At 70.7% G+C, this 21,805-nt stretch carries 24 protein-coding genes; 13 read left to right on the top strand and 11 right to left on the bottom strand.

Translation table 11 applies throughout. From position 1 onward, the window contains the following. The 3 genes from miaB to ABZZ04_RS34850 form a co-directional block, all read right to left on the bottom strand. Nucleotides 1-1,581 (bottom strand): tRNA (N6-isopentenyl adenosine(37)-C2)-methylthiotransferase MiaB (gene miaB, locus ABZZ04_RS34860; RefSeq protein WP_356936237.1); only part of this gene is annotated, 1,581 nt, incomplete at its 3' end. A gap of 121 nt (nt 1,582-1,702) precedes the next feature. Beyond that, nucleotides 1,703-2,056, bottom strand: a complete 354-nt coding sequence (locus ABZZ04_RS34855; protein WP_356936236.1) for a hypothetical protein — start codon at nt 2,054-2,056, stop codon at nt 1,703-1,705. Between the two features lie 153 nt (nt 2,057-2,209). Continuing rightward, a complete protein-coding gene (locus ABZZ04_RS34850; protein WP_356936235.1) occupies nt 2,210-2,644 on the bottom strand; it encodes a DUF4345 domain-containing protein in 435 nt (144 codons plus the stop codon). 106 nt (nt 2,645-2,750) lie between these two features. Between ABZZ04_RS34850 and ABZZ04_RS34845 the strand changes: the two genes are divergently transcribed. Both ABZZ04_RS34845 and ABZZ04_RS34840 read left to right on the top strand, forming a co-directional pair. Further along, nucleotides 2,751-3,359 carry a TetR/AcrR family transcriptional regulator gene (locus tag ABZZ04_RS34845; protein ID WP_356936234.1) on the top strand — a complete coding sequence of 203 codons (609 nt, stop codon included), beginning with the start codon at nt 2,751-2,753 and terminating at the stop codon, nt 3,357-3,359. Nucleotides 3,360-3,460: 101 nt separating this feature from the next. After that, nucleotides 3,461-4,459, top strand: a complete 999-nt coding sequence (locus ABZZ04_RS34840; protein WP_356936233.1) for a TAXI family TRAP transporter solute-binding subunit — start codon at nt 3,461-3,463, stop codon at nt 4,457-4,459. A 116-nt stretch (nt 4,460-4,575) separates the two neighbouring features. Here ABZZ04_RS34840 and ABZZ04_RS34835 read toward each other — a convergent pair whose 3' ends face one another. Then, nucleotides 4,576-5,970 (bottom strand): HAMP domain-containing sensor histidine kinase, encoded by a 1,395-nt coding sequence (locus ABZZ04_RS34835; protein ID WP_356936232.1) that lies wholly within the window; start codon nt 5,968-5,970, stop codon nt 4,576-4,578. A gap of 15 nt (nt 5,971-5,985) precedes the next feature. After that, nucleotides 5,986-6,678 (bottom strand): response regulator transcription factor, encoded by a 693-nt coding sequence (locus ABZZ04_RS34830; protein WP_356936231.1) that lies wholly within the window; start codon nt 6,676-6,678, stop codon nt 5,986-5,988. A gap of 378 nt (nt 6,679-7,056) precedes the next feature. Between ABZZ04_RS34830 and ABZZ04_RS34825 the strand changes: the two genes are divergently transcribed. The 9 genes from ABZZ04_RS34825 (at nt 7,057) to ABZZ04_RS34785 (ending at nt 14,533) form a co-directional block, all read left to right on the top strand. Beyond that, nucleotides 7,057-7,842 (top strand): amino acid ABC transporter ATP-binding protein, encoded by a 786-nt coding sequence (locus ABZZ04_RS34825; protein WP_148839770.1) that lies wholly within the window; start codon nt 7,057-7,059, stop codon nt 7,840-7,842. A 97-nt stretch (nt 7,843-7,939) separates the two neighbouring features. Next, the gene (locus ABZZ04_RS34820) at nt 7,940-8,776 is read left to right on the top strand and encodes a glutamate ABC transporter substrate-binding protein (protein ID WP_356936230.1); all 837 of its coding nucleotides are present in this window, start codon (nt 7,940-7,942) and stop codon (nt 8,774-8,776) included. A gap of 75 nt (nt 8,777-8,851) precedes the next feature. After that, nucleotides 8,852-9,517, top strand: coding sequence for an amino acid ABC transporter permease (locus ABZZ04_RS34815; RefSeq protein ID WP_356936229.1), 666 nt, complete (start codon nt 8,852-8,854; stop codon nt 9,515-9,517). Further along, complete coding sequence (locus ABZZ04_RS34810) at nt 9,514-10,413, top strand: amino acid ABC transporter permease (RefSeq protein WP_356936228.1); 900 nt, start codon at nt 9,514-9,516, stop codon at nt 10,411-10,413. Before ABZZ04_RS34815 ends, ABZZ04_RS34810 begins: the two co-directional genes overlap by 4 nt. A gap of 253 nt (nt 10,414-10,666) precedes the next feature. Then, nucleotides 10,667-12,286: an FAD-dependent monooxygenase gene (locus tag ABZZ04_RS34805; protein WP_356936227.1), complete on the top strand. Its 1,620-nt coding sequence runs from the start codon at nt 10,667-10,669 to the stop codon at nt 12,284-12,286. Between the two features lie 32 nt (nt 12,287-12,318). After that, nucleotides 12,319-12,405, top strand: coding sequence for a putative leader peptide (locus ABZZ04_RS34800; protein ID WP_356936238.1), 87 nt, complete (start codon nt 12,319-12,321; stop codon nt 12,403-12,405). A gap of 76 nt (nt 12,406-12,481) precedes the next feature. Then, on the top strand, nt 12,482-13,057 hold the full coding sequence (locus ABZZ04_RS34795) for a cysteine dioxygenase (RefSeq protein WP_356936226.1): 576 nt from the start codon (nt 12,482-12,484) through the stop codon (nt 13,055-13,057). Next, nucleotides 13,054-13,461 (top strand): rhodanese-like domain-containing protein, encoded by a 408-nt coding sequence (locus tag ABZZ04_RS34790; RefSeq protein ID WP_356936225.1) that lies wholly within the window; start codon nt 13,054-13,056, stop codon nt 13,459-13,461. Before ABZZ04_RS34795 ends, ABZZ04_RS34790 begins: the two co-directional genes overlap by 4 nt. A 427-nt stretch (nt 13,462-13,888) precedes the next feature. Next, the gene (locus ABZZ04_RS34785) at nt 13,889-14,533 is read left to right on the top strand and encodes a hypothetical protein (protein WP_356936224.1); all 645 of its coding nucleotides are present in this window, start codon (nt 13,889-13,891) and stop codon (nt 14,531-14,533) included. Between the two features lie 128 nt (nt 14,534-14,661). Here the strand turns inward: ABZZ04_RS34785 and recX are convergent, their stop codons facing one another. Next, complete coding sequence (recX, locus tag ABZZ04_RS34780; protein WP_356936223.1) at nt 14,662-15,393, bottom strand: recombination regulator RecX; 732 nt, start codon at nt 15,391-15,393, stop codon at nt 14,662-14,664. A 3-nt stretch (nt 15,394-15,396) separates the two neighbouring features. Next, entirely contained in the window at nt 15,397-16,518 is a 1,122-nt protein-coding gene (recA, locus tag ABZZ04_RS34775; RefSeq protein WP_356936222.1) for a recombinase RecA, read from the bottom strand. A 355-nt stretch (nt 16,519-16,873) separates the two neighbouring features. Here recA and ABZZ04_RS34770 point away from each other — a divergent pair, with 355 nt between their 5' ends. Continuing rightward, a complete protein-coding gene (locus ABZZ04_RS34770; RefSeq protein ID WP_356936221.1) occupies nt 16,874-17,830 on the top strand; it encodes an ankyrin repeat domain-containing protein in 957 nt (318 codons plus the stop codon). 41 nt (nt 17,831-17,871) lie between these two features. Here ABZZ04_RS34770 and ABZZ04_RS34765 read toward each other — a convergent pair whose 3' ends face one another. After that, nucleotides 17,872-19,047 carry an AI-2E family transporter gene (locus ABZZ04_RS34765; RefSeq protein ID WP_356936220.1) on the bottom strand — a complete coding sequence of 392 codons (1,176 nt, stop codon included), beginning with the start codon at nt 19,045-19,047 and terminating at the stop codon, nt 17,872-17,874. 256 nt (nt 19,048-19,303) lie between these two features. After that, nucleotides 19,304-19,498, bottom strand: coding sequence for a DUF3046 domain-containing protein (locus ABZZ04_RS34760; RefSeq protein WP_356936219.1), 195 nt, complete (start codon nt 19,496-19,498; stop codon nt 19,304-19,306). Nucleotides 19,499-19,577: 79 nt separating this feature from the next. Here ABZZ04_RS34760 and ABZZ04_RS34755 point away from each other — a divergent pair, with 79 nt between their 5' ends. Then, nucleotides 19,578-20,492 (top strand): hypothetical protein, encoded by a 915-nt coding sequence (locus ABZZ04_RS34755; protein WP_356936218.1) that lies wholly within the window; start codon nt 19,578-19,580, stop codon nt 20,490-20,492. A 135-nt stretch (nt 20,493-20,627) separates the two neighbouring features. Here ABZZ04_RS34755 and ABZZ04_RS34750 read toward each other — a convergent pair whose 3' ends face one another. Continuing rightward, entirely contained in the window at nt 20,628-20,939 is a 312-nt protein-coding gene (locus ABZZ04_RS34750) for an AzlD domain-containing protein (protein ID WP_356936217.1), read from the bottom strand. Continuing rightward, the gene (locus tag ABZZ04_RS34745; RefSeq protein ID WP_356936216.1) at nt 20,936-21,799 is read right to left on the bottom strand and encodes an AzlC family ABC transporter permease; all 864 of its coding nucleotides are present in this window, start codon (nt 21,797-21,799) and stop codon (nt 20,936-20,938) included. The genes ABZZ04_RS34750 and ABZZ04_RS34745 overlap by 4 nt, the downstream gene beginning before the upstream one ends. Nucleotides 21,800-21,805 lie beyond the last annotated feature (6 nt).

Below are 21,805 nucleotides of genomic sequence, written 5' to 3'. Positions count from 1 at the left end.
GGGTTCACAACCACTCTCCCCCCCCCCCCCGCTCTTCCTACCGGCCGGGGCCCCGCCCCCCCCCCCCCCGCGCCCCGCCGCGGGGGCCCGCGGCGCCGGGGCCCCGATGCCGGGCAGGCCCAGCATCACCCCGGCCGGCTTGGCGGCCTCGGCCGCGTTGCGCTTCTCCCAGGCGTCCCCGGCCCGGGTCCGCCGCACGGCCACCGGAGCGCCCTCGGCGAGGAGGTGGTGCGGGGCCGCGTAGGTGATCTCGACGGTCACCACGTCGCCCGGCCGCACGTCCTCGTCCGGCTTGGTGAAGTGGACCAGGCGGTTGTCGGGGGCGCGGCCGGAGAGACGGTGGGTCGCTCCGTCCTTGCGGCCCTCGCCCTCCGCGACCATGATCTCCAGCGTCCGGCCGACCTGCTTCTTGTTCTCCTCCCAGGAGATCTCCTCCTGGAGGGCGGACAGGCGCATGTACCGCTCCTGGACGACCTCCTTGGGGATCTGGTCCGCCATCTCGGCGGCCGGTGTCCCGGGGCGCTTGGAGTACTGGAAGGTGAAGGCGTTGGCGAAGCGCGCCTCGCGGACCGCGTGCATGGTCTGCTCGAAGTCCTCCTCGGTCTCGCCGGGGAAGCCCACGATGATGTCGGTGGAGATCGCGGCGTCCGGCATCGCGGCGCGCACCTTCTCGATGATGCCGAGGAAACGCTCCTGCCGGTACGAGCGCCGCATCGACTTGAGAATCGCGTCCGAGCCCGACTGCATCGGCATGTGGAGCTGGGGCATCACGTTGGGCGTCTCGGCCATGGCCGCGATCACGTCGTCCGTGAAGTCGCGGGGGTGCGGGGAGGTGAAGCGGACCCGCTCCAGTCCCTCGATCCTCCCGCAGGCGCGCAGCAGCTTGGAGAACGCCTCGCGGTCGCCGATGTCGGAGCCGTACGCGTTCACGTTCTGGCCGAGCAGGGTGATCTCCGAGACGCCCTCGGCGACCAGGGCCTCGATCTCGGCGAGGATGTCGCCGGTGCGGCGGTCCTTCTCCTTGCCTCGGAGCGCCGGGACGATGCAGAAGGTGCAGGTGTTGTTGCAGCCGACGGAGATGGAGACCCACGCCGCGTAGGCGGACTCACGGCGGGTGGGGAGGGTGGAGGGAAACGCCTCCAGGGACTCGGCGATCTCGATCTGCGCCTCCTCCTGGACCCGGGCGCGCTCCAGCAGCACCGGCAGCTTGCCGATGTTGTGCGTGCCGAAGACGACGTCGACCCACGGGGCCCGCTCGACGATGGTGTCGCGGTCCTTCTGCGCCAGGCAGCCGCCGACGGCGATCTGCATGCCGGGCCGCTTCGTCTTCATCGGGGCGAGCCGGCCGAGGTTGCCGTAGAGCTTGTTGTCGGCGTTCTCCCGCACCGCGCAGGTGTTGAAGACCACGACGTCGGCGTCGCCGTCGGAACCCTCGTCCGCACGGACGTAACCCGCGCCCTCCAGCAGCCCCGACAGCCGCTCGGAGTCGTGGACGTTCATCTGGCACCCGTAGGTGCGGACTTCGTAGGTCTTGGGTCCCTCGACGCTCACTGCGGGGCTCCGGTCGCTGCTGCTGGTCATGCCCACAAGGGTAGGTGGTCCGGAGAGGGCCCCCGCCGCCTCGGGCCGGGACGCCGCCGGGCCCGTACGGCGGGGGCGCGGGGGAAGGGAGGGGAGCGGTGCCCCCTCCCCCGGCCCGGCGTCAGCGGAACTCGTGGACCACCTGGATCTCGCCGACGATGTGGGCGTTGAACTCGTCGAGCTCCTCGGCCGGTACCCAGAATTCGAGGATCGTCCGCCCGCCCGCCTGCCGGACGGGATAACGGCTCAGGAAATCCGACTCGACCTCGAACCGGGTGACGAAGCCGGCGCCGTCGTGCTTCACGTTCCAGTCCCGCGCGATCATGATCGCGTACTCCTCGTCGAGGACCGGGTAGAAGATCGGCTGCTCGGGAAGCCGGGGCGGCCACGCCCGCCAGTCCAGCTCCCGGACCAGCTCCAGCTCCTCGGGGCCGGTGGGGCGCCACAGGGTCGTCGTCGCTCGTCCGCTGGTCATGGTCATCACTTTCGGAACGCGGGAAACCGCTGGTACGGCGGTCCGGGAACCGGACGATACCGGCCCCGCGAACACGACGGCCACGAGGTTTCCCCGCCCCGGCACGGACCGCCCGCCGTCCGCGCGGGGCCGCCCCCACCCGGTGTGCGGCCGTCAGGCGCCCGCGTCCCGTGCCCCAGCCGCCCCCACCTCCTTCTTCTCGGCGTCCGCGCGTTCCTCGGCGTCCGCGAGCAGGAGGAGCAACGGCGCCAGCACCAGCTCGACGACCGCCAGCGCCACCTGGAACCAGTGCGGCCACCCGTGCACGGCCAGCGACAGCACCCGCCCGATCGCCCCGAGCAGGAATATCCCGGCCAGCCACCGGACCGCCGTCGCGGGAATCGGCGACCGCCGGGCCGCCCAGAGCCAGCCGAGGCCGTACCCGGCGAAGACCGCGCCGAAGAACCGCCCGAGGCTGTCGATCGTCGGACCGGCCGAGCCCTCGCCCGGAATCGCGGCGTTCCCGAGCAGTACGTGGAAGAGCCCGATCGCCACGCAGGCGTACCCCATTGCCAGCACGAGCCCCCGGAGCACCTTGCCTCTGGACACGATCCACCATCCCCCTCTGTTCGATCCTGCTCGACGAACGCCTTACTGGACACGCGTCTACCAAGCTACGGCCACCCAGTAGACATGTGTCAAGTAGCATGGGCGGGTGCCTCCCCGTCAGCGACTCAGTCCAGCCGAACGACGCGCCCAGCTCCTCGCCGTCGCCGCGCAACTCTTCGCCGCGCATCCGTACGACGACGTCCTGATGGAAGGGGTCGCCGAGCGGGCCGGCGTCTCCCGCGCGCTGCTCTACCAGCACTTCCCCAGCAAGCGCGATCTCTTCGCCGTCCTCTACCAGCAGGTGGCCACGGAGCTTCTCGCCAGGAGCCGGTTCGACCCCGCCGACACCCTCGTCGAGCAGCTCACCGAGGGCCTGGACGCCCACATCGAGTACTTCGCGGAGAACCGCAACACCGTCCTGGCGGCGAACCGGGTGCTGGCGGGCGACCGTCTGGTCCAGACGATCATGAACGACGAGCTCGACGCCCTGCGCGAGCGGCTGCTCGGCGTCCTCCCGCTCGCCGACGACGACACCCGCAAGGCCGTGTCGGGCGTCCTGAAAAGCTGGCTGGTATTCGTCCAGGTGCTGTGCGTGGACTGGCTCACCGAGGAGACCTGCACCCGCACCGAACTGCGTGACGTGTGCATCGGTGCCGTACTGGGCGCCATCCGGCCGCTTCTCGACGAGGACCCCGCCCCCGGCTGGCCCCACTGACGACCGGCCCGGCGGAAACAGCGGGAGCCGACGGCGGGCCCAGGCGGAAACAGTGAGATCGGCCCTGGTCATCACCGGGACGGACTGGCAGGATCGCCGCCATGCTCCAGGCTCTTTCCCGCATCGGCAGGCGCCGCGCCTTCCAGGCGTGCGCCGCCCTCGTCGTCGTGCTCGGGCTGCTGCTGTGGTGGCTGCTCCCGCTCGGGCCGTCGGAGCCGACGGGAACCCTGACCTTCAGCACCGGCGTGCGCAGCGGGGTCTACCAGCGCTACGGCGAACGGCTCAGGGGGGACCTGGCCAAGGATCTGCCCCAGGTGTCGATACGGCTGCAGACCAGTGAGGGGTCGCAGCAGAACATCGCACGGGTGGCCTCCGGGAAGGCCGACTTCACCATCGCCACCACCGACGCCCTCGCCACCTATCTGAGCAGCGGCAAGCCCGGTGCCGACCTGCTGCGGGGCTGCGTGCGGCTGTACGACGACTACATCCAGCTGGTCGTGCCCCGGGACTCGGGGATACGGAAGGTCTCGGACCTGCGCGGCAAGCGCGTCGGTGTGGGGCAGCGGGGTTCGGGGGTGCGCCTGGTCGCCGACCGGGTGCTGGCGGCGGCCGGTCTCGATCCCGAGGACGACGTGACACCGGTTCCCTCCGGCATCGACACCATGCCCGAGCAGCTGGAGGACGAACGGCTCGACGCCTTCTTCTGGTCCGGCGGGCTGCCCACCACCGCCGTGCAGGAACTGGCGGGCCGGTTCCCGATCCGGCTGGTGCCGCTGGAGGCCCGGCTGGTCGAGAGGCTCCAGGCCACGGGCGGATCCGCCCGTTACTACCGCTCGGCCGTGATGCCCGCCGACGCCTACCGCAACGCACAGCAGGGGCAGGCGGTGCCGACGGTCGCGGTCTCCAATGTGCTGGTGACCACGAAGCACTCGGACCCGGCGCTGACGGAGGCGTTCACCCGGACCGTGATCGACAGCCGGGACCGGATCGGGAGCGAGGTGCACGCGGCGCAACTGGTGGATCTGCGCACGGCGATCTACACCGATCCGCTGCCGCTGCACGAAGGGGCCAGCCGCTACTACCGCTCGGTCAAGCCCTGACCCCGCTCCCCCTACGTCGCCCGTCCCCCGCAGCACCGCGACCGGCCCCGCACATCACCCGCTCCCCCGCATTGCCCGGCCCCGCGCATCGCCCGTCTCCACGCACCGGGCCCGGTTCAGCCCTGGGGACCGTTGCGCGGCACCGAGACCGTCACGCGCAGCCCGTGCGGTTCGTGGGCCGTGTAACCGATCGAACCGCCGCCCGCGGCCAGCAGCGCCTGCGAGATGGACAGTCCCAGACCTGATCCCTGGATGTTCTGGTGCTGGGTGCTGCGCCAGAACCGGTCCCCGACGCGCTCCATCTCCTGCGCGGTGAGGCCGGGTCCGCGGTCGGCGACGACGACCGTCACGTCGTCGCGGCCGGAGGCGACCGTGACGAGGACCTCCTCTCCCGCCGGGGTGAACTTCAGCGCGTTGTCGATGATGGCGTCGAGGGCGCTCGACAGCGCGATCGGATCCGCCCAGGCGGTCACCGCGGACGAACCGTCCGCCCTGAGCCGTACCCCCTTCTCCTCGGCGACCGGCCGCCAGGACGCGACGCGTTCCGCGGTGAGCGCGCCGATGTCCGTGAGCTGCAGATCGGCCGCGGCGTGTTCGGCCAGCGCGAGATCGAGCAGGTCGTCGAGGACCTGCCCGAGGCGTTTGCCCTCCGTGCGCACGGAGGCGATCTCCTCGTTGCCCTCGGGGAGTTCGAGCGCGAGGAGCTCGATCCGCAGCAGCAGCGCGGCGAGGGGGTTGCGCAGCTGGTGCGAGGCGTCGGCGACGAAGGCGCGCTGCTGCTCCAGCACGGTCTCGACGTTGTCGGCCATCTCGTTGAACGAGCGGGCCAGGCGTCTGAGTTCCGGTGGGCCACCGGAGGACACGACCCTGGACCGCATGCGTCCGCTGGCGATGTCGTGGGTGGCCGCGTCCAGGGTCCGTACCGGCAACAGGACCCAGCCGGTGAGGCGGATCGCGGCGCCGACGGCCACCAGCATCGCGACCGCTTCACCGGCCGCGATCAACAGCCAGCCGCGGAGCGTGCGCGAACGCATCCCGTCGGTGGGCGAGTCGAGGACCACGACGGCGACGACGTCGCCGTCCCGCACGACGGGCGACGCGACGACGATCCTGCCGTCCTGCCACGGCCAGACCTGCGGCGGATCGTGGCTGCGCCGCCCCAGGAGGGCTTCCTTGAACGCCTCGCGGCCCGCGCCGTCGATGGGGAGCTGCCAGGTCGCCGGGGCCTTCGCCATGGCCCGGTCGTCCCGGTAGAGGACACCGGCTCGAATGCCGTACACCGATGCGTAGGTGTCGAGCTCGTTGCGCAGGGTGCGCCGGCGCTCGTCGTGCCCGGCCGTCGGCTCGGTGATGAACTGCGCGAGCGCCGCGAAGCGCGCCGTGTCGTCGATGCGGTCGATGACGACGCGCTGCTGCTGGGCGGCGGCCACGCTGACGGCCAGCGGGAAACCGAGGGCGAGCAGCACGCCCGCCATGAGGATGATGAGCAGGGGAAGGAGCCGGGTGCGCACCTGGGACGTACGCCCTTACGCGGTCGGGGCGACGAGGCGGTAGCCGACCCCGCGCACCGTCTCGATCAGTGCGGGCAGCCGCAGTTTGGAACGCAGGGACGCGACGTGCACTTCGAGCGTGCGCCCCGTGCCCTCCCAGCTGGTGCGCCACACCTCGCTGATGATCTGCTCCCGGCGGAACACCACCCCGGGTCGCTGGGCGAGCAGCGCGAGCAGGTCGAACTCCTTGCGGGTGAGCTGGACCTCCGCCCCGTCGACGCTGACCCGGCGGGTCGGGAGCTCGATGTGGACGTGTCCGAGGCGCAGCGCGGCGACGGGCGTGGGCACGGTGTCCTCGCCCGCCGTGTTGCGCCGACTGACCGCGTGGATGCGGGCGAGGAGCTCGCCGGTGTCGTACGGCTTGACCACGTAGTCGTCGGCGCCGAGGTTGAGACCGTGGATCCGCGACCGGACGTCGGAGCGTGCGGTCACCATGATCACCGGGGTGGAGGTGCGCTTGCGGATCTTCCCGCACACCTCGTAACCGTCCTGGTCGGGCAGGCCGAGGTCGAGGAGCACGACGCCGAACGGCTCCGTGTCCGCGGGCAGCAGCGCCTGGAGGGCCTCCTCGCCGCTGCGCGCGTGCACAACCCGGAAGCCGTGCCGGGCGAGGATCGCGGAGAGGGCGGCCGCGACATGGTTGTCGTCCTCGACGAGCAGCAGTCTCATGGCCTCCCTTTCCGGGGTCGCGAGGGTTCGGGGTCGATGCGTGCCCACGTGCCGCGGGCGGGTGGATGCGTGGTGTCGGTACATGTCGGTGCGTTCTCCCGTACGCTCCCCGTCACTTCCCCGTACCGAGGCGTTTCACGTCATGGCGTACCAAGGCATCCACTCCGATGAGCGGTGTGTCAGTCAAGAGCCCGCCCATCGCATCCGGCCATCCGTTATGCACCCGGTACGCCCCGGGTCGGACGGTCCCCTCCCCGTTCACGCGGTGTGTCCGGCCGCCACCGGATCGTTATCCTCAATTTCCGCTCAGATGTAATGACGGTGGTAGCACCGCGTCCCTATGGTCCTTCCAACCGAGGAGGACGGAGCAAGAAGCCGATGAGCGGAGTTTCAGTGACCAAGGGCGCCGAGGACGCCACGCCCGGGGCGAGCGACCTTGTCGTACTGAGCAACGTCAACAAGCACTTCGGCGCGCTGCATGTGCTCCAGGACATCGACCTGACCATCGCCCGTGGCGAGGTCGTGGTCGTCATCGGGCCCTCCGGGTCCGGGAAGTCCACGCTGTGCCGCACGATCAACCGCTTGGAGACGATCGACTCGGGCGCCATCTCGATCGACGGCAAGCCGTTGCCCCAGGAGGGCAAGGAGCTGGCCAGGCTGCGCGCCGATGTCGGCATGGTCTTCCAGTCGTTCAATCTCTTCGCGCACAAGACGGTGCTCGAGAACGTGATGCTGGGCCAGATCAAGGTCCGCAAGACGGACAAGAAGGCCGCCGAGGACAAGGCCCGTTCGCTGCTGGACCGGGTGGGCGTGGCGACGCAGGCCGACAAGTACCCCGCCCAGCTCTCCGGGGGTCAGCAGCAGCGCGTGGCCATCGCGCGGGCGTTGGCGATGGACCCCAAGGTGATCCTCTTCGACGAGCCGACCTCCGCGCTCGACCCGGAGATGATCAACGAGGTGCTGGAGGTCATGCAGCAGCTCGCCCGGGACGGCATGACGATGGTCGTCGTCACGCACGAGATGGGCTTCGCGCGCTCGGCCGCGAACCGGGTCGTCTTCATGGCGGACGGAAAGATCGTCGAAGAGGCCACGCCCGACCAGTTCTTCAGCAACCCGCGCAGTGACCGGGCCAAGGACTTCCTCTCGAAGATCCTTCACCACTGATCGATCCGCACCACCGGCTTCGCCCCTGATCGATCCGCACCGCCGGTTCCCGGGCCGGCCGATCGCTCGTATCGCGTCAACTCTAGGGAAAATCACCATGCAGCTTCGTAAGGTCACCGCCGCCTCGGCCGCCGTGCTCGCCCTCGCCCTCACCGCCACCGCCTGCGGCTCCGACAAGGAGGACGGTGGCTCGGGCGACGGCAAGAAGATCACGATCGGCATCAAGATCGACCAGCCCGGCATCGGCCTGAAGACCCCCGACGGCAAGTACGTCGGCTTCGACGTCGACGTCGCCACGTACGTCGCCAAGGAGCTCGGCTACAAGGCCGAGGACATCGTCTTCAAGGAGACCAAGAGCGCCGACCGCGAGACCGCGATCGACCGGGGCGACGTGAAGTTCATCGCCGCCTCCTACTCGATCAACGACGAGCGTCTGCAGAAGGTCGACTTCGCGGGCCCGTACCTGCTGGCCCACCAGGACATCCTGATCCGCGCCGACGACAAAACGATCAAGTCGCCGGAGGACCTGAACAACAAGAAGCTGTGTTCGGTCGCCGGCTCGACCTCGGCCCAGAACGTCAAGGAGAAGCTGGCCCCGAAGGCCGACCTCCAGACGTACGGCGGCTACTCGGAGTGCCTGACCGGCCTGGAGAACGAGGTCATCGACGCGCTGACGACCGATGACAGCATCCTGGCTGGCTACGCCTCGCAGAAGGACTTCCAGGGCAAGTTCAAGCTGGCCGGCTTCAAGATGACCAACGAGAACTACGGCATCGGCCTGAAGAAGGGCGACGCCGACCTCAAGAAGAAGATCAACGACGCTCTCACCAAGATGGTCTCGGACGGTTCCTGGGACAAGGCCGTGAAGGACAACTTCGGCCCGGCGAACTACAAGAACGAGCCCGCCCCGAAGATCGGCAACATCGTCAAGTGATGCAGGGCTGACCTGGCGCGCCGTCCTTGAGTGACGGCGCGCCGTGCCCTCCGACACGCGGAAGCGCGGGAGATCGTGTTCGACTTTCTTGAAGGTTATGACCTGCTGGGGGCCTTCTGGGTGACGGTGCAGCTCACCGTCCTCTCCGCCCTCGGCTCCCTGATATGGGGAACGCTACTGGCCGGAATGAAGGTCAGCCCGGTCCCCCTGATGCGCGGCTTCGCCACCGCGTACGTGAATGTGGTCCGGAACATTCCGCTGACCGTGATCATCGTGTTCTCGTCGCTCGGTCTGTACCAGACGCTGGGCGTCGCGCTCGGCGGTGACGACACCGACACCATCAACTTCCGGCTGGCCGTGCTCGCCCTGGTCGCCTACACGGCCGCCTTCGTCTGCGAGGCACTGCGCTCCGGCATCAACACGGTGCCGGTCGGCCAGGCCGAGGCGGCCCGCGCGCTCGGGTTGAGCTTCATCCAGGTACTGCGGCTGATCATTCTTCCCCAGGCGTTCCGTGCGGTGGTCAATCCCCTGTCCAACGTACTGATCGCGCTGACGAAGAACACCACGGTCGCCTCCGCGATCGGTGTCGCCGAGGCCTCGTACCTGATGAAGGGCATGATCGAGAACGAGGCCCAGCTGGTCCTGATCGCGCTGGTCTTCGCGTTCGGCTTCGTCGTCCTGACCCTCCCGACCGGCCTGATCCTCGGCTGGGTGAGCAAGAAGGTGGCGGTGAAGCGATGAGTTCCGTCCTCTACGACGCCCAGGGACCGCGCGCCAAACAGCGCAACATTCTCTACACGGTGTTGTTCGTGTTGGCCGCCGCAGGCGTGCTGTGGTGGGTCTACACCAGCCTGGACGAGAAGCACCAGCTCGACTGGGTCAAGTGGAAGCCCTTCTTCACCAGCATCCAGCCGTGGGAGACCTACATCTGGCCGGGCCTCCAGAACACCCTCAAGGCGGCGTTCTTCGCCCTGATCATCGCGTTGCCGCTGGGCGCCCTGTTCGGAATCGGCAGACTCTCGGACCACCGCTGGGTGCGGGTTCCGGCCGGAATTGTCGTGGAGCTCTTCCGCGCCATCCCGGTACTCATCCTGATGATCGTCGCGAACGCGGTGTACGCGGAGTACACCACCATCGACACCGATGTGCGTCCGTTGTACGCCGTGGTGACCGGTTTGGTGCTGTACAACTTCTCGGTCCTCGCCGAGATCGTGCGGGCGGGCATCGAGACCCTGCCGAAGGGCCAGGCGGAGGCTGCCAAGGCGCTCGGCATGCGCAAGAGCCAGGTCATGGTGTTCGTGCTGCTGCCGCAGGCGGTGACAGCCATGCTGCCGGCAATCGTCAGCCAGCTCGTCGTCATCATGAAGGACACCGCGCTCGGCGGTGCCATGATGACCTTCACCGAGCTACTGGCCTCGGTCCGCCCGATGAGCGCGAACTACGGTGCCAACACCATCGCGTGTTTCACGATCATCGCTGTGATCTTCGTGCTGCTGAACTTCGCGCTCACCTCCTTCGCGAGCTGGCTGGAGCGATGGCTCCGGCGCACGAAGAAGAGCAAGGGCACTACTTCGGGGGGCGTACAGAAGACGATCGGTGAGCCGTCGCTCATCGTCGATGACGGACGCGCCGTCTGACGGCTCGTCGAAATACGTCCTGAGGGGCGGTGGCAGACCTGCCACCGCCCCTCAGCGCCGTCCGGTGTCGCTTGACGCAAGCACGGGCAGTAGGTTGCATACGTTCTGTGATCGCGCCCCCAGCACCCGCCGCCGCCACACCCCTTCCGTCGTCCGCCTGTCTGCCGGGCCGTGGGGCACCTTCGCCCATGTCACCGGCGTCTTTCCCGGCCGTGGTGCCGGTGTCGTCCGCACGGATCCGAGGAGCTGTCCCGTGGACCCGGTGATCGTCGTCGGTGCCGGGCCCGTCGGCCTGGCGCTGTCGCTCGCCCTCGCGGCGCAGGACGTGCCCACCGTCCTGCTCGACGAGGATCCGGACAAGGACGAGACGCGCCCCGCCCGTACCGTGGTGCTGCGCGAGGACACCCTGGCCCTGGTCGAACGCCTCGGCTGCAAGGCGCTGCGGCACGAGGGCGTCCGATGGTCCGGCTGGCGGTCCGTGCGGCGCAAGCAGCTGGTGCGCGAACTGCCGCTCGGGCTCGGCGAGGGCTCCCACGAGGACGGCCCTCCGGCCTCGCCCATCCATCTGCCGCAGCACGCACTGACGCGTGCACTGCGCGAGGCGGTGGCCGGGCAGGAGCTGGTTCAGGTCGCCGCGCACAGCCGGATCGACACCCTGGAGCAGGATCCGAAGGGCGTCACGGTACACACCAGGGAGCCCAACGCGACCTGGTGGCGCGGGAGTTACGTGGTGGGCTGCGACGGCGCCCGGTCCACCGTGCGCAAGCTCCTCGACATCCGGTTCCCGGGGCGTACGGCGGTGGAGCGGCACGCCGTCGCCGCGCTGCGCACCGAACTGCCCTGGCCGGGGCAGGCCGTGCTGCACCGGCTGCCGCCGTGGCGCACGGGTGGCGCCGAGGTGACCGCGCGCCCGCTGCCGGACGGTGCCTGGCGGCTGGACTGGCTGCTGCCGCCGCGGGGCGAACTCGTCACTCCGGACGCGCTGATCACCCGGGTCCGGGACACCCTGGCGGGCTGGTGCGGCGAGACACCGCCGTACGAACTGCTGGACACCGGCGTGTACACGCTGCATCACCGGCTCGCCCTGCGCTGGCGGGTCGACCGGGCCTTCCTGGCGGGGGACGCCGCGCATCTGCTGGGCGCGCTGGGCACCCAGGGGCTCGACGAGGGGCTGCGGGACGTCGAGAACCTGGCCTGGAAGCTGGCCCAGGCCTGGCATCACGGCGCCTCCGACGTGCTGCTCGACAGCTACCAGGCCGAGCGCCGGGCCGCGGTCGCCTCGCGGCTGCGCGCCGCGGACCAGTCGCTGCCGATACTGCGCGGCGGCGGAGGACTGCGGGCCCTGGTGCCGGGGAGCGTGCGGGGGCACGACTCACTGCTCACCGACGGGCATCTGGGATGCGGCCCACTCGGCGCACCTCCCTCGTACTCGCATTCGCCCCTTGCGCCCGCGCATGCCGAGGCGCACACCTCCGTGGGTACGCCCCCCGGTGCGCCGGTGGCCGATGTGCGGGTGACCGCGCCCGACGGCACGACCGTGCGGCTGCGCGAACGACTGGGGCAGGGGCATCTGCTGGTGGTCCTGGTGGCGCCCGGCACCGGTGTGTGGGACCGGCGCCACTGGATGACCGCGGGCGTCATGCCGCGCCTCGCCGCGGCCGTCGCCGCCCTGCCGATGAAGGGCGAACTGCTGGTGACCGAGAGTTACCCGGGGGCGTCGGCCCACACCGTGCTGCTGATCAGGCCGGACGGTCATCTCGTGGCGTCGTTCGGCGGGGTCCGGCCCGGGGAACTCTTCGCGGCGGCGGACGCGGTACGGGGCGGCGCGGCGCATGACGCCGCACGCTCCGACCGGACCGCGGACGTCAATTGACCACTGCGGACGTCCATGGTGTACTCCGGAACATGACCGACACCGATGTGTGCCTGTGGCGGAGGGTCCATATGGACCTCGTCCGCTACGCGGGCTGCGTGTGTCGACCGTCCTGCTGACTCGCCCTTCCCTGCCCCGCCGTGCGCCCCGTCGTACGGACGGGCTCTCGCGCGAACCCTCATCAGGACGGTCCCCGTGTCTGCCTCCTCCTCACCCTCTGTACGCACGTCCGCACCCACTCCTGCGTCCGTACCCACCGCTCCCGCGCCCACCGGCTCCGGCCCGACGGCTGCGGAACTGCTCGACTTCGTCCGTCGCACGGCCGCCGATGCCGAGGTCGTGGCCTCGCTCCCCCTCGATCCCGAGGGCCGCACCTGGAGCCGGCTCGACGGCCCCGGCGGCAGCGAGGCGTGGCTGATCGGCTGGCCGCCGGGCACCGGTACCGGCTGGCACGACCACGCCGACTCGATCGGCGCCTTCACCACCGCCGCCGGCACCCTCAAGGAGCTGTCGCTCGCCGCCCGGCTGCCCACCGACGGCTGGAAGACCCTCGAACTCACCGAGGGGATCGACCGTTCCAGGGAGTTGGCCACCGGTCAGGGCAGGGCCTTCGGCCGCCATCACGTCCACGAGGTGCTGAACGATTCCGCGACGGAGCACGCCGTCTCCGTCCACGCGTACTATCCGCCGCTGCCGAGGATCCGGCGTTACAGCCGCACCGGGGACCTGCTCCGGCTGGAACAGGTCGAGCGACCGGAGGACTGGCAGTGAGCGACGGCCATCGGAACGGTGCGGAACCGGTCGGTATCGACGAGCTGCTGGAACGGGTCAGGGCAGGGTTCGTCAGGGTCGGTCCGCAGGAGGCGGCAGCCGCCGCCTCGGACGGCGCGCTGCTCGTGGACATCCGCTACGCGGAGCTGCGGGAACGGGACGGGCTGATCCCGGGAGCGCTGGTCGTCGAGCGCAACGAACTGGAGTGGCGGCTCGACCCGCTGGGAAGCCACCGGGCCCCGCAGGCCGTGAGTCATGACCTGCGGCTCGTGATCGTCTGCAACGAGGGCTACGCGTCGAGCCTCGCCGTCGCGTCCCTGCGGCAGTTGGGACTGCACCGGGCGACGGACCTGATCGGCGGCTTCCAGGCATGGCGCGCCGCAGGTCTCCCGGTCGAACGGTAACGGGTTCGGCAGGAAAGACACGACGGACGAACAGGTCGACGGGCAGGAGCCGGGAGGCGGAAGAGACGAGAGGCGGAGGGAGACGGGAGCCGGGAAAGGCGGAGAGGCAAGGCATCGAGGCGGGGCACGGCGCGAAAAGGGCGTCGCGCCAACCTCCGGCAGCCGTACCCCCTCCGCAGCGGCTCACCATCACGGCCACGACACCGCGCCGGCCCTCTCTGCCTCTCCTCGTCCTCCCCTCCCTGCCTTTGCGGCCTCTCCCCCTGCGGCACTCCTGCCACGCGGACCCCGGCCCTCGCGATCTGCCCGGCGGTTCCCCCGAATCCGCGCCGACACACCCGAACGCCACGCTCCGGTGGAGCGATCCCCGTACACGGCCGACATTCACCTCAACCTCAAGGACCGACGTGACGGAGACTTCGCGCACATGCCGACCCCCGCCCCCGCCCTCACCCCGGACCAGTTCGATGCCCAGGCCGCCCGCCTCCACGACACCGAGGCATGGCGGCGGATCGTCGCCGGCTGGGACCTCACCGCCACCGACCCCGTACGGCCTTCCGGCGCTGGCCTCGCAGAACAACCGGCGGACCGAGAACCGGCCGATTGGCGTGATCTGCTGTCCGTACCGGTCGACCAGCTCATCGCCGACTCCGTACGTTCCCTGCCGACGCCCCCTCCCCACGAACGTCCCCTGCCCGGTCGGCTGGGCGCGATCCTCCCCGACCGGCTGCACGCCTGGCGGCGCATCGGCCGGGCCGATGTACGGCCCTCCGTCCATCTCGCCCACGCGAGACTGATCCTGACCGAATGGGGCTGGCAGAACACCCCTTACCGGCTTCGCAACGTCCGTGGCGCACGGTGCATCTGCGGCGCCCTCCTCACCGCGCACCGTCTGGGCTACGGCTCCCTCGACACCGTGGACCGTGCCGGTGCCTGGCTCGTCACCGAGCTCCGCTCCCAGGGCTGGACCGGTCTGATCGGTCCCTGGAACCGTTGTCCCGGCCGCACCGCCGCGGACGCGCTCGCCCTGATCGACGCCACCATCGCCCGAGCCGCCCGCGCCGGACAGTGATGCCTCCCCGTGCACCGGCATGTCACCACCACGAGTCGCCCCCCGACGCCTCGCAGGTTCCCCCGCATGCCACTGCACGGTGCCTGTCCGGCCTGGCCCGGTCCGATCTGGTGTCCGGCCCGGTCCGGTCAGAACGGCTCGTCCAGCCCCTCGGTGTCCTCTCCCTCTGCCTCCAGCGCCTGCCGCACCACGCGCAGCGCCATGCCCTCCCCGTAGCCCTTGCGGGCGAGCATGCCCGCAAGGCGGCGCAGCCTCTTGTCCCGGTCGAGGCCACGGGTCGAGCGCAGTTTGCGCGCGACCAGCTCCCGGGCGGTGGCCTCCTCCTGCTCGGAGTCGAGCTGCCCGATGGCCTCGTCGATCACGTCGGAGGAAACACCCTTGGTCCGCAGCTCCCGGACGAGAGCGCGCCGGGCCAGCCCCCGTCCGTGATGCCGGGACTCCACCCAGGCATCCGCGAACGCGGCATCGTCGATCAGCCCGACGTCCTCGAAGCGCGAGAGCACTTCCTCGGCCGCCTCATCCGGGATCTCCCGTTTGCGCAGGGCGTCGGCGAGCTGCTTCCGCGTGCGCGGGGTCCCGGTGAGCAGTCGCAGACAGATGTTGCGCGCCTGCTCGACCGGGTCTCGCGACTCCCCCTTCTCGGCCCTCGACGAGGAGGGGGAGCCGCTGCTCCTGGTGCGGGAGCGGGTACGGCGACCCGCCCCCTCACCGGATCCGGGGCCCGGATCGGTACCGTGACCGTGATCGGTCTCCGGCCCGTACGTGCCCCCGGATCCGGCCGTGTGCCCCGCGGCGAATTCGTGGCCGGGGTCGACGCCATGGTCAGTGGCGCTGACCGGCCACTCCGTACGACGCGTCACGGTCTAGCTCTTGGCCGCCGCGGTCTTGGCCGACTTGGCCTTGCTCGCCGGAGCCGGCACCGCCTTCGCGCTCTCGGCCGGAGCCGCGGCGCCGCCCGCCGCGTCCGCACCGGCCGCGTTGTCCTCCGGCTTGACCCCGACACCCAGCTTCGTGAGGATCTTCTTCTCGATCTCGTTGGCGAGATCGGGGTTGTCCTTGAGGAAGTTGCGGGCGTTCTCCTTGCCCTGGCCGAGCTGGTCGCCCTCGTAGGTGTACCAGGCTCCCGCCTTGCGGACGAAGCCGTGCTCCACGCCCATGTCGATCAGGCCGCCCTCACGGCTGATGCCCTGGCCGTAGAGGATGTCGAACTCGGCCTGCTTGAAGGGCGGCGCGACCTTGTTCTTGACGACCTTGACGCGGGTGCGGTTGCCGACCGCGTCGGTGCCGTCCTTCAGCGTCTCGATCCGGCGGATGTCGAGGCGCACCGAGGCGTAGAACTTGAGCGCCCGGCCACCCGTCGTGGTCTCCGGCGAACCGAACATCACGCCGATCTTCTCGCGGAGCTGGTTGATGAAGATCGCGGTGGTCTTGGACTGGTTGAGCGCACTGGTGATCTTGCGGAGCGCCTGGCTCATCAGACGGGCCTGCAGACCCACGTGCGAGTCGCCCATCTCGCCCTCGATCTCGGCCTTCGGCACGAGCGCCGCGACGGAGTCGATGACGATCAGGTCGAGCGCGCCGGAGCGGACCAGCATGTCCACGATCTCGAGGGCCTGCTCGCCGTTGTCCGGCTGGGACAGGATGAGGCTGTCGATGTCGACGCCGAGCTTCTTCGCGTACTCGGGGTCGAGGGCGTGCTCCGCGTCGATGAAGGCGACCGAGCCGCCGAGCTTCTGTGCGTTCGCCACCGCGTGCAGCGTCAGCGTCGTCTTGCCGGAGGACTCCGGTCCGTACACCTCCACCACACGACCGCGCGGCAGACCGCCGACCCCGAGGGCCACGTCGAGGGCGGTCGACCCGGTGGGGATCACTTCCACGGGCTCGTTCGGCCGCTCACCGAGGCGCATCACCGCGCCCTTGCCGAATTGCCGTTCAATCTGTGCGAGTGCGGCGTCCAGCGCCTTCTCGCGGTCGGTTCCTGCCATGGGTTCCACCCGATTTGCTTGAGTCGATCGCTTCACGTCAAAGACGCTAACCCCTGCCACTGACAATGGGCCTCGACGTCCTCCCGGCCTGTGGACAACTCCACGGTCGGGCCCGGGAAAACCCGGCCGGAACTCCATGAGAATGGATGTTCGATTTTAGTGTCAAGCGCACCACGCCGCACCCGTCCGCGCCCGGACCGGCCTCCCGACGCCCGCCCGACGCCCGCCCGACGCCCGCACCCACGCCCGCGCCCGCGCCCGCGCCACGGAGGATCGAACGGCGGCCGGATGTCAGACCCGTGTGCGAACTTTTGGGAGTGGAGAAGCCGTACGGATCGGCGTCGGAGGGGGATCGATGACGGCAGGGAGCAGTGGCTGGGCCGGCATGGACTGGGACTGGACGGACCACGACCGCGTTCGTCGGTGTCTCGACGAAGGCGCCGATCCGGAGGAGTGGAACGGGGGCCGGCCGCTGCATCGTGCGGCGATGCTCGGCTCCCCGGAGGTCGTCGCCGAGCTGGCCGGACGGGTCACGGACGTGGACGCGCGGGAGAACGGGGTGACGGCGCTGTGGGAGGCCGTCGTGTCCGGGAAGCCGGAGAACGCGCGGGCCCTCGCCGCCGCCGGGGCCGATCCCTGGCGGCCGTCGCTCGGCGGCTGGTCACCGGGGCGGCTGAGCCTCGCGGGGCCGACGCCGGACCTGTTCCCGGCACCGGCCGGAGTACGGCTGACCGGCACGGAGCGCGCGGCGGCGCGGGAGGCCCGTCGGCTCCTCGCGGCACTGGGCGAGTTCCACCACGACGGTTTCGGACTCGCCTGCGTGGCCGGGATCGACGCGGCCGAAGCGGTCCGCCGGCTGGAGGCGACGCCGGTGCGGGACGAGGTCACCGACGAGATGCCCGACGACCCGTACGAGTACGACATGGACGAGAACCTGCGGATCATCGGCGTGACGTCCGTACCGGGCGGCTGCGTCGTGACACAGCCGTGGGGATACGCACCGCAGATGCCGGGCGTGCTGACCCGGTTGTCCGCCGGAACCTTCTGTTACGGCCTGTACGCCAACCCCAAGAGCGGCAACCAGGGCAGCATCGCCCGCCGCGGTGTCGTCGAGGGCTGGGACCTGCACCCGGGTGGCGGCCCGTACGAGGACGGCACCTCCGGGGAAGTCCTGAGCGCCTATCTCTACCAGCACAGCGCCGTGGCCTACTGCTGCGCCTTCGCGGGACTGCGTCCGACCGGCCCCCGTGCCGTGGTCGGGCCTCCCGATCTGTGGGTCGAACTGCCGGACCGCGACCACTGGAGTGACTGACCCGGGCAGAACGACCGCACCGTGTCCTCACCGCGGGGCGGTCAGGCCTGCTCCGGGTCCTCCCGGTCCCCGGCGTCGGCGCCCCGGCCGTTCCCGGCCCCGTCCCCCTCGGGCGCGCGCCAGGCCCGGCGCAGCCGGGCGAGCAACGGCTCGCCCCGTCGTCGGCTCTGCCCGTGCACCCGCGGGTCGTCCGTCACGTCGTACCGCTTCACGTACGCGCCGAGGAACGCCTGGAGCGTGGCCACGGCCGGGATCGCGATCAGCGCGCCCACGGCGCCCATCAGCGCCGTGCCCGCGATGACCGACCCGAAGGCGACCGCCGGGTGGATGTCGACGGTCTTGGAGGTGAGCTTGGGCTGGAGCGCGTAGTTCTCGAACTGCTGGTAGATCACGACGAAGCCGAGTACCCACACCGCGTACCACGGGTCGACGGTGAACGCGATCAGCATCGGCAGCGCGCCCGCCAGGTACGTGCCGATCGTGGGGATGAACTGGGAGACCAGCCCGACCCAGACGGCGAGCGCGGGCGCGTACGGAACCCCGAGGATCACCAGCAGGACGTAGTGCGCGATCCCGGAGATGAGTGCCATCAGACCGCGCGAGTAGAGGTAGCCGCCGGTCTTGTCCACCGCGATCTCCCAGGCCCGCAGGACCTCGGCCTGCCTGGCGGGCGGCAGCACGGAGCACAGTGCGCGCCGCAGCCTGGGCCCGTCGGCCGCGAAGTAGAACGAGAACAGGAAGATCGTCAGGAGCCGGAACAGCCCGCCGAGGACGGTGGTGGATATGTCGAGCACTCCGGTCGCGCTGTTCTGCACGTACTTCTGCAGCCAGTCGGAATGGAGCACGCTGTCCTGGATCTCGACCCTGGAGAGGTCGGTGTGGAAGGTCTGGTTGACCCAGTTGATCACCGAGTCCAGGTACTTCGGGAACTCCTCGACCATGTCGGCGATCTGGCCCGCGAGCATGGAGCCGAGCAGGACGACGAAGCCCACTCCGGCGATCAGCACGGCGAGGAAGACCAGGAAGGTGGCGAAGCCCCGGCGTATGCCGCGCGCCGACATCCTGCTCACCGCCGGTTCGATGGCGAGCGCCAGGAAGAACGCGATCAGCACATTGATCAGCAGCCCGATGAGCTGGTCGAACGCCCAACTGCCGAGCCGGAAACAGGCGTAGAGCGCCAGGGCGAGCACCATGGCACGCGGCAGCCACGAGGGCATGCGGGCCGATCCGGTGCCGGAGGGCGGTGTCCGTGGAGGGACGGGCGGGGTGGAAAGCGGCTGGTTCTGTGCTGTCTCGTCTGTCGGTGCCACGGCTCCAGTTTCGCCTACGACGGTGACGAGACGCCGTCCGCCCCGGGCACCAGGGCTGGTCCGGCTGCCGACGGGCCGGGAAAGACCTCTTGTCGATCATGGCCGGAAGCCGCTGCCCGCCGGAGGCTGATCGGGAACCGGCCGGTGTGCGGCGGACCGGGGGTCAGCGCTTGTCGTCGGGGATGCCGACCGCCGCGCAGACGCCGCGCCAGACGTCCTTCGTCTCCCAGCCCGAGGCCAGCGCCTGGTGCACCGTCTGCCCGCCGAGCTCGGCCATCACATGATCGCGTGCGAAGGAGTCGGCGTACACCGCGCCGAAGTGGTCCGCCATCCGTTCCCAGAAAATCGTCAACCGCATGAACCCAGTATCCCGCTCCTGAGAGTGCAGCCCGGCCGCTACGTCTTGCCGAGAGCGCTTACCGCCCTACGGTCGGTCCATGGCTGGAACCGGAACAAGTCCCCTCAAGCGTGCCGAGCAGTTCATCTGGCTCACGGCCCGCGTCCTGGAACAGCGGCGGTTCGCCCATCACTTCCTGAAAGGAAGTGCGGACGCCGTGGAGACCGCGCTCGCCGCCTATCTGAACGAGGACGGCGGCTACGGGCACGCGCTCGAACCCGATCTGCGCGGCCCCGTGAGTCAGCCGCTGCACACCGCGCACGCGCTCAACGTGCTCGATTCCATCGACCGCTGCGACGGCCCCCGGGTGGAGCGGATCTGCCGTTTCCTCACCGAGGTGTCGACCAGGGAGGGCGCGCTGCCCGCCCTCCTGCCGACTCAGCGCGGCTATCCCGTCGCGCCGTTCATCCCGATCATCGACGACCCGCCCCCGGAACTGCTGACGACCGGCCCCGTCGTCGGTCTCCTGCACCGCAACGCGGTGTGGCACGCCTGGCTCTTCCGGGCGACCGACTTCTGCTGGGCGGCGGTCGAGGCGCTGGACCGGTCGCATCCGTACGAGATCGAGGCGGCGCTCGCCTTTCTGGACGGCGCCCCGGACCGGGCCAGGGCGGAGGCGGCCGCCGACCGGCTGGGACGGCTGGTGCGCGACCAGCGGCTCGCCGTGCTCGACCCGGAGCGGCGCGACGAGTACCCCGTGGCGGCCGGGTACGCACCGGGTGAGCAGCACTTCCCGTACGACTACGCCCGTACGCCCGGGTCGCTCGCCCGTCGCTGGTTCACCGACGAGGAGCTGTCCCGCTCGCTGGACCATCTCGCGGCCGAGCAGCAGGCGGACGGCGGCTGGCCGGTCAACTGGCGGCAGTGGGCCCCGGGCACCGCCCTGGAGGGGCGGCCCATCGTGACCCTCAAGGCGCTTCTGACGCTGCGTGCCCATGGGCGCAGCCTCGGCTGAGGCCGGTGGCCGGGGAGGGCGCCGGGCGGCACGCCCGGCCGCTGCCACCCGATCGGGGTCCTCCGCCCGATCGCTGCCGGGTGATCGCCGGTGATCGCGGCCCTCCGCCCGGTCGGCCCCGGCTGCGGGCCCGGATCAGGCCCAGCCGAGGGCGCGCACCCCTGCCGTGACGGCCACGGCGGAGCCCACGACCACGAGGAAGGGCGCGCGCAGGGCCAGGGCGAGCGCCGCCGCGGCGAGACCCACGCCCCTGGCGTCCAGGGTCAGGTTCCGGCCGTCGCCGAACGTCTGCTGCGCGGTGAGTGCCGCCAGCAGCGCCACGGGCAGCAGCGCCGCCAGGCGCTGGGTGAGCGGGCGTTCCAGCACTCCCGCGGGCACCAGCAGCCCCAGCAGTTTGGCGAGGTAGCAGCCGACCGCGGTCAGCGCGATGGCGATCCAGACGTTCATCGGTTCTCCTCCGTGCCGGCCGCGGACCGGCCCGGCTCCCGGTGCTTCTCCGCCGTGGCCGCCGCGCGCGCCGTGCCGTTGCGGCGCCCGTTCAGGAAGAGGACGGCGGGTGCGGCGAGCGCGGAGAGCAGGACGGGGACGCCCGCGGGCAGTACCGGCAGCAGGCCGAGCGCGAGCAGGACCGCGACGGCGGCGGTGACGCGTTCGGTGGTGGTCCTCAGCATCGGTGCCAGCAGGGCGAGGAAGACCGCGGGCGATGCCGCGTCCAGCCCCCAGGCCTCGGTGTCGCCGAGCGCCTCCGCCCCGAGTGCGCCCAGCAGCGTGGTCAGGTTCCACAGCACGTAGAGGGTGAGCCCGGTGACGGCGAAGCCGATGCGGGCCGCCCGCCGGGTCGGCTGCGGCAGGGTCACCGCGGTCGTCTCGTCGATGACCCACTGGGCGGCGAAGGGGCGGAGCAGCCGCGGAAGCGCCAGCAGCTGCGACAGCCGCAGTCCGTAGAACGAGTTGCGCACGCCGAGGAAGAAGGCCCCGGCGGCCGCGGTGTACGGGTTGCCGCCCGCGGCGAGGGCGCCGACGAGGGCGAACTGCGAGGCGCCGGTGAAGACGGCGAGGCTGAGCACGCAGGTCTGCAGGAGGCTCAGCCCCGATCCGGCCGAGGTCACGCCGAAGGCGAAGCCGGAGAGGCCGACGGCTATGCCGACGCCGAGCGCGTCGCGCACGACGGCCGAGTCCGGCTTCGCGCCGGGCGTCTCCGACCGCTTGCCGGGCGTCTCCGGCTGCGGGCCGGGGCCGGTCGTGCCGCCGTCGGGCGTGTCCGTCGGGTCGCCGACGCCCTCGGGAAGTGTTGTCTGTTCTGCCACGACCGG

Origin of the sequence: Streptomyces sp. NPDC006435, from assembly GCF_040612315.1 — a bacterium.
Taxonomy (GTDB): Bacteria; Actinomycetota; Actinomycetes; order Streptomycetales; family Streptomycetaceae; genus Streptomyces.
Note: the sequence above shows the minus strand (reverse complement) of the source record. Positions and strands in the feature narration are given on the sequence as shown.